Annotated in this window: 11 protein-coding genes; 10 read left to right on the top strand and 1 reads right to left on the bottom strand. The window is 42.7% G+C overall.

Annotated elements, in window-relative coordinates:
- From B5Y67_RS13975 to B5Y67_RS13960, 4 genes are all read left to right on the top strand, one after another.
- A partial coding sequence (locus B5Y67_RS13975; RefSeq protein ID WP_282432740.1) for a proton-conducting transporter membrane subunit occupies positions 1-614 on the top strand: 614 nt, incomplete at its 5' end.
- Positions 615-1,087: 473 nt separating this feature from the next.
- Positions 1,088-2,284, top strand: a complete 1,197-nt coding sequence (locus tag B5Y67_RS13970) for a WYL domain-containing protein (protein WP_088227042.1) — start codon at positions 1,088-1,090, stop codon at positions 2,282-2,284.
- The gene (locus B5Y67_RS13965) at positions 2,271-3,233 is read left to right on the top strand and encodes a WYL domain-containing protein (protein ID WP_088227041.1); all 963 of its coding nucleotides are present in this window, start codon (positions 2,271-2,273) and stop codon (positions 3,231-3,233) included. Before B5Y67_RS13970 ends, B5Y67_RS13965 begins: the two co-directional genes overlap by 14 nt.
- A 71-nt stretch (positions 3,234-3,304) precedes the next feature.
- Positions 3,305-4,237: an HD domain-containing protein gene (locus B5Y67_RS13960; RefSeq protein WP_088227040.1), complete on the top strand. Its 933-nt coding sequence runs from the start codon at positions 3,305-3,307 to the stop codon at positions 4,235-4,237.
- On the opposite strand, the gene B5Y67_RS13955 is transcribed toward B5Y67_RS13960, so the two are convergent.
- Positions 4,238-4,942, bottom strand: coding sequence for a hypothetical protein (locus B5Y67_RS13955; RefSeq protein WP_088227039.1), 705 nt, complete (start codon positions 4,940-4,942; stop codon positions 4,238-4,240). It abuts the gene before it with no gap.
- A 523-nt stretch (positions 4,943-5,465) separates the two neighbouring features.
- Here B5Y67_RS13955 and B5Y67_RS13950 point away from each other — a divergent pair.
- From B5Y67_RS13950 to hisD, 6 genes are all read left to right on the top strand, one after another.
- Positions 5,466-7,406, top strand: a complete 1,941-nt coding sequence (locus tag B5Y67_RS13950; RefSeq protein ID WP_088227038.1) for a PAS domain S-box protein — start codon at positions 5,466-5,468, stop codon at positions 7,404-7,406.
- Between the two features lie 111 nt (positions 7,407-7,517).
- Positions 7,518-7,820: a YerC/YecD family TrpR-related protein gene (locus tag B5Y67_RS13945; RefSeq protein WP_088227037.1), complete on the top strand. Its 303-nt coding sequence runs from the start codon at positions 7,518-7,520 to the stop codon at positions 7,818-7,820.
- A gap of 64 nt (positions 7,821-7,884) precedes the next feature.
- Positions 7,885-9,054, top strand: coding sequence for an ATP phosphoribosyltransferase regulatory subunit (gene hisZ / locus B5Y67_RS13940; RefSeq protein WP_088227036.1), 1,170 nt, complete (start codon positions 7,885-7,887; stop codon positions 9,052-9,054).
- Entirely contained in the window at positions 9,051-10,130 is a 1,080-nt protein-coding gene (locus tag B5Y67_RS13935; RefSeq protein WP_088227035.1) for a 6-phosphofructokinase, read from the top strand. The genes hisZ and B5Y67_RS13935 overlap by 4 nt, the downstream gene beginning before the upstream one ends.
- 282 nt (positions 10,131-10,412) lie before the next feature.
- Complete coding sequence (hisG, locus tag B5Y67_RS13930) at positions 10,413-11,102, top strand: ATP phosphoribosyltransferase (RefSeq protein ID WP_088227034.1); 690 nt, start codon at positions 10,413-10,415, stop codon at positions 11,100-11,102.
- Positions 11,103-11,195: 93 nt separating this feature from the next.
- A complete protein-coding gene (gene hisD, locus B5Y67_RS13925) occupies positions 11,196-12,488 on the top strand; it encodes a histidinol dehydrogenase (RefSeq protein WP_088227033.1) in 1,293 nt (430 codons plus the stop codon).
- Positions 12,489-12,525 lie beyond the last annotated feature (37 nt).

The following is a 12,525-nucleotide window of genomic DNA, read 5'->3' as shown; positions in this document are numbered from 1 at the left end:
TTCTGGCAGCCCTGACGATGATTATCGGGAACTTAGTCGCCATACCGCAGACGAATATTAAGCGGCTTCTTGCTTATTCGAGTATTGCCCAAGCAGGATATCTGATGGTTGGCATCATCTCCGAGTCTATTCCCGGTGTCAAAGGCGTACTCTTTTATGCGATGATTTATGTCTTTGCTAATATGGGAGCCTTTGCCGTGGCGACGCATGTTTCTGAAAAACAAGGGAGCGACGAAATTCAGGATTTTGCCGGGTTGGCCCGAAGGTCTCCCCTGGCAGCAGTAGTTATGACGGCTTCCTTGTTGTCCTTAGCCGGGATTCCGCCTTTGGCAGGGTTTGTCGGGAAATTTTATCTCTTCTCTGCCGTCATGGGTCAAGGCTATACAGCGATCGCCTATATCGGTTTTGTCATGAGTATGGTGTCCGTTTATTATTATCTTTCGGTTGTTAAAGTCATGTTCCTTGGAGAGGGTGAAGGACTTCCTGATATTCCTGTTCATGGGGCAGTCAAATTCACAATGTTATTCACGATGATTATTACTATCGCTATTGGGATTTATCCAACTCCCTTGGCCCAAATGGCTATAGCGGCAGCACAAAGTTTGGTTCAATAATCTTAGTTCGGAAACGTCGATTTAGGTTGGTGTATTGGCAATATCTAGCGTTAACATACGAGCGGTTTTTTTCAAGGAAATCTACACTGATTTTTGATAAACCACTAGGGGTTGCCTTCACGGAGAAACAGCTTATTTGTAATTTGAAAATTACAATACAAGTAAATCAGCCAGAGATTATCGCTCTTGGCTGGTTTGCTATTTTTAGATTGTATACATATGCTATTAAGCAACGGGCTGTATTAAGGGCCTAAAGATAGTTTGCTTTTCGATATTGTCCCCGGTATAAGTTTATAGACTCAAATGCCGGGGGGTATCTTTGTATTTCTGGAGAATATAGTTTGATAGTTTAGGTAAAAGGGATTTTATAATACTCTTTCTTCGGTTTTTAAAGGAATTTGGCTATTGCTTGTATAATTTTGTTAGGGCTGGACTTAATTTAGATGGTTTAAGGAACTGGGGGTATCTTGCTCTTGGATAAGTTAAAACGGCAAAAGGACATAATCCGATATATTGCCCTGGAACCATGGCTTTTTACAAGTTCGAGTTTGGCTAAGAAACTGGGAGTCAACCTGATTACCATTCATCGAGATCTGGAAGATTTAAGGGATAATGGCTATATCTTTAAGCAGAACCATGCAGGAGCTCTCTATTTGGAGACGGGGGGGTGGAACGGGGTGCCTCCGGTCAATAAAGCGACTCTCCGGCAAATGGAAATCTTACGACTTTTGACGGCAAATCCTAAAGGATTAACGCTTGCTGAACTTTATCAGAGATTTAATCGGCAAGACGAAGAAGAGGTCAGCAGCAAGACCTTGGAACGAGCTGTAAAAGATTTGGAGAAGAGGAATCTCGTTAAGCATGAAAATGAAGCTTACATGGTCTATTCAGAGTCAATGCTTCTCCCTCTTCAGCTTTCAGAGAAAGAAAAGATTCTTCTCTTCGAGGCTTTACAACTTGAACGCGCCTTGGCTCCGATCCCCGAAGAAATGAAATCTCTTGAAGCTAAACTCAAACTTCGCATAGGGGAGACAACAAAGGCTCGGGAAACTTTATTTGTTCATGGCAGGACTCCCAGCCAGGATATTCACCGGAGTAAATACTGTATGGAACTTGAGGATGCTGCACGATGCAGAAACAGCGTTACGATCCTTTATCGCAAAGAAGAGGAACCTGCTCGTGAAATTATGTTAAATCCTTTGGGGATTGTATATTACTGGGTATTGGACAATTGGTATCTCGTAGCGCAAGATGAAAAAAGTCAAAGGATAAAGACGTATCAAATAAACCGTATCTTGGATGTGGAGAGGCTTGAAGATACCTTTTCACCGGTGGAAGGATTTAGCTTACAAAAATGGTTTCAGTACGCTTGGGGAGTTTATCGGGATCACCATCCCAGATTTGTGAAGATTCGATTCTATGATTATTATTCAACGTTAAATCGAGTTGGAATGGAAGTTGCTCAACGCCAAACCTGTCAATTAATTGAGGAAGAGGGAAGTCTCTTGATGATTGATCAGGTTGAAGGGTTGGACGAATTAGCTGTATGGCTGCGTGGGTTCGGTGCGGGTGCAGAAGTACTTGAGCCCCTTGAGCTTAGGGATAAGCTTAAGGATCAGTTTACCCAACTCTTGTATTTGTATGGAGGTAATTCGGATGGACATGATTGAACGTCTTGAGAAGATAATGGCATTGATCGAGGTCCATCCGGAGGGACTAACGGGAAAAGCTCTATCGGAAGCCTGCGGCGTTCCTTGGGGGACTATGAAGCAAGATTTGAGGGCTTTGCTTCTTTCGCCAGAGCATTTAATTCCCTTGTATACAGATCATGATGAGAGCAATGATGAGAGTGGAGAAGATCTGCTGAATCCAGATGTCAAGTGGTTTCTGGGAACGGCAGAGAAACGATTCACTCCGGTACACCTTAATGTTAGAGAAGCCTTAGGGGTTTTGAGAGCTTTAGAAGTTCTTCAGGAAGAAAACTCCTTAAAAGAAAGTCTAAAACAAAAAATTCTAGCGGGCTTCGATCTGGGTACTGAAGAAACTTATCGCTATATCAAAGGAGACTATACTCCTTTAGAGCCTATTAAGGGTGAAATTTTTGCCTCTATCGAGAAGGCAGTTCAGACAAACCGAAAATTAAGCATTATTTTTAAAGGCCGGTCTATAACCGTGGACCCTTTAGGAATTGTTTACTATTCCCGGTTAAGAAAATGGTATTTTGTTGCGCGACAGGGAGAAACCATTAAAAATTATAATCTGAATAATATCATAGAAGTCTGTGAAATGGATCAAACCTATACCTATCCGGAAGGTTTTTCTCTAAAGACATGGTTTGGCCCCCGCTGGGGAGTAGAATATGGTGAGTTGATTCGGGTCAAAGTACGATTCCTGAATCGTTCGCAAACTTTGGCCAAGGTACGCAAAGATGTCGCCCACCGTAAGAGTAAACTGACTTTCATGGATGACGGTTCTCTGATTTTTGAAGATACGATCATCGGTGCTAATGAATTTATTAATTGGATCCTTGGCTTCGGATCAGCGGCCGAGATTTTGGAGTCTAATGAACTGCGTGAATTAATTTTTAACCAGATTTGTAAGACATTAGAGAATTACTAAGCAACAATTTCGTGTCCTAATCCTCTGGTAAAATTGACATAACAAGGACTGCAATAGAGAGGATGAATGTAATGCTGAAAGAATGCAAGAATGGGGAGCGGTTTGCAGGAACTGTTCTAGTAAATGAGTGGAAAGAGGTTCCCTTTCGCCAAAAGCCAGGTGCTTTTCTCGCTTTAACTTGCCAAGACCGTTCGGGTGTTCTCCAGGGGAAGATGTGGGAATATCCCCCCCAGGTCCTTGGCTGGCTAAAAGAAGGCCATGATATTTTTAATATCCGAGGGGTAGCCTCTGAATATCGAGGTGCTCTGGACTTATCCATCGACGAGATACAGCTAATTCCTAAGGAAGAGATTGATTTAACCACCTTGCTGCCAAGTTCTCCTGTTTCCGAGAACGAGTTGGAAAGCCGTTTGCAATCTCTCCAGACGAAAATTCATAATCCATTTCTCCAGGCACTGCTAAACCATTTCTTAGAACATCCCCAATGGGGCCAAGCCTATCGGCAAGCTCCTGCAGCGGTGAAAATCCATCAAGCCTATCTGCGAGGCCTTTGGGAGCATAGTGTGAGAGTTGCGGAATTAGCGGATGGGATTGGGGGACATTTTCCAAGTATTGATCAAGATCTGATTATTACAGGTGCACTCTTGCATGATGTAGGAAAAATCGGGGAGTATTCCTATGATCGGGGCATTAAATTTACGACAGAAGGAAGGCTCCTGGGCCATATTATTCTGGGCTTGGAGCTTATTTCCGCGGAAATTTCCAAGATCCCGGAGTTTCCTCAAGAACTGCGCTCTAAGATTCTTCATATAGTGTCCAGTCATCATGGGAAATACGAATGGCAGTCGCCGAAGCGGCCCAAGATCATGGAAGCTTTAGTCATCCACTATGCCGATATTATGGATGCAGAACTTTACCAGTTTGAGCAGGCCAGAAATGACCATCCCGGCGATGAATGGTCCCCGTATATCCATAGTATGGAACGTTACCTCTATTTAAAATAATCATGACTTTCTTGCTTGATATTCCCAGAAACGATTGGCTACCAGGCGCAGGCAAAACGGATGATTTCCCCAGGCAGCAAAGTCATCAAGAGAAATCATTAAGGCATAGGCTTGACGGCATATACGGAGCAGAGGGTAATCTTTGGCGATGTAAGCCAGAACAGAGAGGATGGCCTCACAGCGCTCAGGATGAAATAAATTTTGAATGTAACGGCGGCTATGTCTAGTAAGGTTGAATCTTGCTAAATCGGCGGCTAAGGGTCTAATTTCATCAAGAGCAAAGGATATGACTTCAAATTGGGGTAAATCTGCCAAGACATCTGCAGCTTGTAAAAAACGAATTAAATTTTCTTGGATTTCACAGGGGGGGAAGGAAAATATCCCTGGAGTTTCAGCGAGAATGCGAATACGCTGTAGATTGGATTTCAGGAAGGTATTGCCGGTAAACAGACAAGGGAAATAGATGGACAGATAATGGATCAGTGTTGATATTAATTCGTTGCCTTGACAAGCTTGTTGTTCCCAATAGGGTAAAAGCCTGATGACTTCATCGACCAGAGATTGCTCAGGACAGTCAAAGATTTGGTCTAAGAGTTGGTATTCAATGATCGTACTCAGAGATTTACAAGTCGGATTTGCAAGCAGAACTCGCCGGAATTCAGGGTGGACGGCAACAGAGGTGAGTTTATTTTCTGGGCGATTCATCAAATGAGCCTCCCTTGATAATCAAATAGTTAGAAGAAAAAAATACCCTACTAATGTAGTTTATGTAGTTAATATAGTTCTATCCCGACTATATCTCCAATGGATTCTGGAAGCTGTTCCTGATCATATTTATCAAGACTGTTATCTTTCCTCATTAGAAATACAATATAAAAAGGAAATACCTATGGATCAAAGATACGATCATGTTGTAAATTTGATCCTGCAGGACCATTAAACTATATGAGAAATCACGTAATCCTTGGCGAGGAATCGGGTCTGGAACTTGCTTTGGCTAAAACGGCCTGGGAATCCTGGCCTAAATAAGATTGGAATTTTTATCGAATTAGAATTAAATAAAGTGATATTTGGAGTAATTTTCTTTAATTTGTTTGTAATTGCATTATTTCGAAGGATTCTTTTAAAGGGATAATTCGCTTTGACATAGAATATCTTTCAGAGATGTTTGAAATTGGAATAATTATTTAACCATTATCAAGTTTCCTTTGAGAAGAGTGATCAAGTAATGCTGAAGGATAAAGTTATTGAGCTCGAACAAAAGGTTGCCGATCTCGAGGCCGCTTTAGAGAAAGTACAGAACGACAACAAAATCTGGGATAGAATTTTTATAGAAAGCTATTGGGGCATGATGATTTGCGATGCTGTAAGCTTAGAACTTCTCAAAATAAATCCCAGTTATGAGCAAATGCATGGTTATGAGTCTGCTGAGTTGCTTGGCAGAACAGTCTATGATCTTTTTGCCCCAGAATGTCGAAAAGATGTGCCGGATATCTTGGCAAGAATCCATGACAATGGACATAGCGCTTATAAAACTGTTCATCTTAAAAAAGATGGGAGTCGTTTTCCTGTTCATACGGACAGCTTTGAATTTTTACTTGACGGGAGACGTTTCATCTCCGTTTCTGTTTGGGACATTTCGGAGTTCGAACGGGATCAAAAAGAATTGGCTTTGTATCGGGAACATTTAGAGGACCTTGTCAAATCACGTACTAATGACCTTGAACGGGCTAATGAGCAGCTGCAAATTGAGATGACTCGCAAAGAAACCGCCGAAAAGGAATTAGCTAAAGCAGATCAAGTTCTGGTAAACACCTTAAATAGTATTAGTGATGGCTTCATAGCCGTAAACTACCAATGGGTCATAACTTACGCTAATAAGGCTATTATACAGGCGCTTGAAAAACGTGGCCTTGATGGGCGGCTCGTAGGTTCTATTTTTGGGACTGCCCATTGGCAAAACGATAGAATGCTATGGAACTCATGCCAGAAGGTAATGGAAGAGGGACAGTCAAAACGCTTCGAACTATTTTCAGACTTGATGGGACATTGGCTTGAGTTCAGTATTTACCCAACAGAGAATGGTATTTCAATTTTTATTCGCACTATTGATGAACAAAAAAAATTAGAAAAAGTTGTGGAGGAGGAGCATCTTCGTCTCTACACATTGTTTAATGCATTTCCGGGTTTGATTTATGTTGTTGAAGAAAGTTACAAAATACGTTTTGCCAATTACAAGTTTAAAGAGCGGTTTGGCGAGTGTGTAGGTCAACTTTGTTATACTGTTGCTGCAGGTTTAAATGATCCCTGCAGTGATTGTGAAATACCATCAGTAGGAAAATATACTCTGCAGTCCGGAAATGAATGTCTATATAATCACAGATTATATGAAGTTTTTACCCAACCATATACGGATGTTGATGGAACGAAATTATATTTTAAAGTGCTCATTGACATAACGGACCGAAAAAATGCTGATCGGGAATACTTCCGCTTGGAACAATTGAATCTGGTTGGCGAAATGGCCGCTGGGATTGCTCATGAAGTTAGGAATCCTTTAACTACTGTCAGGGGATTCTTGCAGTTGCTTTCTTCTAGGGATAATGTCCAGCAATATAGCGATTATTTTAAAATCATGATCGAAGAACTGGATCGGGCAAATCTAATTATTACGGACTTTTTAAGCCTGGCAAGGGAAAAAACTGTGGATTTTACCAGCGTAAATTTAGAGAAAATTGTGAAATCGTTGATGCCCCTCTTAGGAGCAGATGCCCTTAACCAAGATAAAGATATTAACTTGGAATTAGAACCAGTCCCTGATATTAAGGGAGATGAAAATGAACTCCGTCAACTTCTTTTAAATTTGGCCAGAAATGGGTTCGAAGCTATGCAAAGCGGCGGGGTTCTTACGGTCAAAACCTTTGAATTCGGTAACTATGTAGTTCTTCAAGTTGCTGATCAAGGTGGAGGTATTGATCCGCTGGTGCTTGAAAGAATCGGCACTCCGTTTTTAACGACAAAGGAACGCGGAACGGGGCTGGGTTTGGCAATATGCCAAAACATTGCGGCAAAACATGACGCCGTTATGGAATTTGATACAGATTCCTCGGGATCAAGGGTAAGTGTTAAATTCAATCTAAACAATCTAAAGAAAAGCGAAGGCAAGTAGCTATTCAAAATAGCTTTAATCATGTTTTTAGTAAGAATTAAGAAAGAAGCTTGACAAGGCTGCAATGCTTTAATAAATTAAAGGGAGAAAGCAATCAGGGGAGGGTATACCATGTCAAGCGATGAGCGTTTGCAAAATCCTTTAACGGACGCCTTGTTCGAGGCTATTTTGCTTTTGCGAACTAAAGAAGAGTGTTATCGTTTTTTTGAAGATATTGCAACTATCGCTGAAATTAGGGCTCTGGCGCAGCGTTTGGAAGTAGCAAAGATGTTAAAGCGAAATGAGACTTATACGGCCATTGAAAAAGTAACCGGAGTGAGTACAGCTACAATCAGTCGAGTCAAGCGCTGCCTGAATTTTGGAGCAGATGGCTATCAATTAATTTTAAGCCGTCTACAAGAGCAAAATGAATAAAATCAAAAAAAGTCAAGGAGATATTGAACTATACTTAGCAGCTTAGCGAAGGAGAATTATAAGAATGCTTAGAACAAATTTGGGACAACGAATCCCTGAAGGTATGCGTGATTTACTGCCTGAGGAAATTGCTTTACAGGAGAACCTGGAACGTGAAGTTCTAGCTCTTTTTCAGCAATGGTCTTACCAGAAAGTCTTATCCCCAACCTTGGAATTTACAGCTTGTGTTCAACCTGATGTTGAACAAGTTGATTCACTCTATAAGTTTTTTGATCGTGATGGTCGAATATTAGCGTTACGTCCCGAATTGACGACTCCTATTGCCCGCCTTGTCAGTACACGTATGCGAGGAGCAAATTTACCGCTTCGTTTGTGTTATGGTGCTGATGTTTTCCGCAATTCGTCTGTTCGGTATCGTGAGTTCCGCCAGGTGGGTGTTGAGCTAATAGGTGCTGACCAGGAATTAGCGGATGCGGAAGTAATCGCCCTTGCCGTCGAATCCATAGCATGCCTTGGCCTCGAAAATTTCCAATTTAACCTTGGACATATGGGGATTTTTTCAGGCCTTTTGTTGGAAGCCGGCGTTGAGGAAGGATTTCGGCAAAAATTAGAAGAGGCTCTAGCCAGGAAAGATATGGTGGGCGTAGAACGGTTAGTTCAACAAAGCGGTTTGCCTGAACGAGTTCAGGAACTGCTGCTGCGTTTACCTCATTTTCATGGAGGCGAAGAAATTCTGGACGAAGTTCTGGATTGGAGTTTCCTGCCAACTATTCGTGAAGCTGTAGAGAGTTTACGACGTATTTATCGTTATTTAAATTATTTTGGAGTTCAAAAGTATGTCTCTCTGGATTTAGGCATATTGAGAGGGTTTTCCTACTATACTGGGGCAGTGTTTGAAGGGTATGTTGCCGGGATTGGTTTTCCTGTACTTGAGGGAGGACGGTATGATTCCTTATATGCCGATTTTGGAGTTCCTCAGCCAGCTACAGGATTTGCTATTCACTTAGGCAGTATGTTAGAACTTTTTCCCTTGCCGTCAATCCCAGGAGCAGATATTTTAGTCTATGGCCCCGATCCCCAAGAAATAATTCGTGAGTCCCGAGCCTTGAGGCTGCAGGGCAAGAAGGTTGAAATGGCACTGGAAACTATAGACAGGGATGCCGCCGAGGCTCTGGCCAGACTAAAGAGTATTTCGGAAATTAAGTTAGCCGGTGAGGAGGTTTCGCGAGGATGAATAAAATTGCAGTTCTTACGGGGGGAGGAGATTGTCCGGGGCTCAATGCTGTAATCCGCGCTGTTGTCAGGAGCGCAAACCAATATGGCCTTGAAGTTCTGGGAATTAAGGACGGCTTTCATGGAGCTGTGGAAGGGGATTTTATTCCTTTGTCTTTGGCGGATGTTTCTGGAATTTTGCCTCGGGGTGGTACGATCCTTGGAACAACTAACCGGGATAATCCCTTTCAATACATAACAAAAGTTAATGGGGTTGACCAGCCTCTTGATCGTTCCGAGGATGTCCTGAAGAATTTTAAGGAAGCCGGAGTTGATGCTTTATTAGCCATCGGTGGGGATGGGAGCTTGAACATCTCCTTGAAATTTGCGAATAAAGATTTTCCGGTTATTGGGATTCCCAAAACTATCGACAATGACCTCATGGCTACAGATCAGACTTTTGGCTTTCAAACTGCCGTGGAAACGGCGCAGGAAGCCTTAGATCGTTTGCATACTACCGCCGAATCCCATCACAGGGTAATGATTCTGGAAGTTATGGGACGGTATGCCGGTTGGATTGCCCTTTATGCAGGCGTGGCAGGAGGTGCTGACGTTATACTGATTCCCGAAATCCCCTATAATCTCAGCAGGATTGCCTATTCAGTACAGCAACGGGCAAAACAAGGAAAAAAATTCAGTATTATTGTTGTGGCTGAAGGAGCAAAGCCTTCAGGCGGCGAGATGGTGGTTGAACGATTATTCCCGGGTCGGTCAGATCCAGTCAAATTGGGAGGGATTGGCAGCAAATTAGGTGACGACTTAGAAAAACATTTCGGTCTGGAAACCCGAGTAACGGTGCTTGGGCATCTTCAGCGCGGAGGCTCCCCTAACTCTTACGATAGAGTATTAGCTTCCCGCTATGGTGTGGCAGCAGTAGATGCTGTACTTGAAGGTAAATTTGGAATAATGGTTGCCCTACAGGGAAGGGAGATCATACAAGTTCCTCTTCAGCAAGCCGTTGACCAATTGAAACTTGTGTCGCTAAATGATCCGTTATTAATCACGGCACGCGCTTTGGGAATTGAAATGGGAGACTAAGATCTCCGAAATTTATAAAAGTATGAGACAGGGCATTTGGTTGTCTTGTCTCATACCTGTTTTTATAGTATTACCTTTAAAGTATAAATAGAGGAATAACCTCTTTTGGAATAATTTTGGTGCATATTATGATGCGAGAAGACAGCCGGCATCTTAAAAGGTTAAGCTAAATTTCCTAAAAGTGTTGCCAGAGAAGAGGATGGTTGGTATAATACTATTATATTTTAGCGCTTTAACAAACTAAAGCGCTAAAGAAATGGAACTGAAGAAAGGGGAAACTCAGTGGACAACGATTTTTTAACTATTGCCTTGCCTAAAGGGAAGCTGCTTATCGACTCTATTCAACGATTGAGTCGTATTGGGATAGAATGTCAACACGTTAATGAAGATTCAAGGAAGCTTTTCTATGATCTTCCGCATAGTAAAGTAAAGATCATTATTTGTCGGGCAACAGATATACCGACTTATGTTGAATATGGGGCTGCCGATTTGGGGATTGTTGGTAAAGATACCCTTTTAGAAGAAAACAAAGATGTCATAGAATTGCTGGATTTAAAATTTGGATATTGCCGTTTTGTTGTTGCCATGCCAGAGGGGAGTGTTCCGCCGAAACATGCCAATGGGGAGTATGATTTAAGCGGCCTGAATCATCAACGAGTGGCTACGAAGTTCCCAAGAGTGGCGGAAACGTATTTCAGTGAGTTAGGCATGCAGGTTAATCCCATCAAACTTCATGGAAACATTGAACTTGCACCTTGTGTAGGCCTGGCAGAAATGATTGTCGATATTGTATCGACTGGGAAAACATTGCGTGAAAACCATTTAGTTGAGGTCGCTCCCATCCTTGAGGCAACCTCTCGTTTAATCGTTAATCGAGTGGCTTATCGTATGAAATATGAAAGAATTAGAGACATTGCTGGAAAACTGCGTAATGATATGAACGAAGAAGTTTTAGATGTACAGTCACTATAGCATGAAGGTCAGTAAAAAATAAGAAATTGAATTTCAAATTTGTTGTTTTGAATTTGTTATATTGTTTGATGTTTATAAGGAGGATGCAGGGATATGAAAGTGGAGAATTTAAAAGATATTGATTTAAAACGTCTCACGCGAAAATCGTATGGGGATGATAAGGCCCTTGAACAACGTGTTGCAGAGATTTTAGAGCGCGTTCGTGAAAAGGGGGATGAGGCACTCTATGAGATGACGGAGAAATTTGATCATGTCAATCTGCGTCAAAAGGGGTTAAAGGTTACTGAAGAGGAACTTCAAGGAGCTTACCGAGAAGTTGGTGACGATTTTATCCAGGCTTTGCGCAGGGCAAAGGGGAACATCCTGGGCTACCATGAGAAACAGAAGCGAGTTTCCTGGCTGGACCCGGAATCCGATGGGAGTATTTTAGGGCAGCTTCTACTGCCCCTCCGGCGAGTTGGGATATACGTGCCCGGCGGCACAGCTTCCTATCCATCGTCGGTACTGATGAATGCGTTACCCGCTGTCGTTGCTGGTGTTAAAGAAATTGTAATGGTTAGTCCGCCTCGTTCGGACGGTTCGCTGCTGCCCGAAGTATTAGTGGCAGCCGCTGAGGCAGGAGTGACTGAAATCTATAAAGTCGGAGGAGCTCAGGGAATTGCTGCTCTGGCCTACGGCACAGAGAGCATTTTGCGGGTTGATAAAATTACCGGACCGGGTAATATTTATGTAACATTAGCCAAAAAGCAGGTCTTTGGCTGCGTGGATATTGATATGCTGGCGGGACCCAGTGAAATATTGATTTTAGCTGATGAAAGCGGGAAGGCAGAAGAGTTGGCTGCTGACCTGTTGTCCCAGGCCGAGCATGACCGTCTTGCTTCCGCAATTTTAGTATCACCTTCACGTGATCTTCTTGAAGAGACTGTGAAAGAAGTAGAGAGACAGCTGGATGAATTACCGCGAAGAGAAATCGCCCGTGCATCCTGGGAAACCTATGGCGCGGCCATCTTGGTTAACGATTTGAGTGAAGGTATGGCTTTAGCGAACGAAATTGCTCCTGAGCATTTTGAACTGGTGGTCAAAGATCCTTACTCTTGGTTAGGGCAGGTTAAAAATGTCGGGGCCGTCTTTTTAGGCAGGTATTCCCCCGAGCCGGTAGGAGATTATTTTGCCGGGCCTAATCATGTATTACCCACCGGCGGAACGGCCAGATTTTATTCTCCTCTCAATGTCGATACCTTCATGAAAAAGGTAAGTGTTATCGGCTACTCGGAGGAAGCTCTTAAACGAGATGCTCAACAGATAGCGCTGCTTGCCCGCCGTGAGGGTCTGGAAGCCCATGCCAGAGCTGTTGAAGTTCGAGTTAAACGCGGCCTTTCCCGGTAGAACATAAGACGGAAACAAGTATTAAGGAAGGAGTTAT

Origin of the sequence: Desulfosporosinus sp. FKB (assembly GCF_002196705.1) — a bacterium.
Lineage (GTDB): Bacteria > Bacillota > Desulfitobacteriia > Desulfitobacteriales > Desulfitobacteriaceae > Desulfosporosinus.
This window is presented reverse-complemented; position numbering and strand designations above follow the sequence as displayed.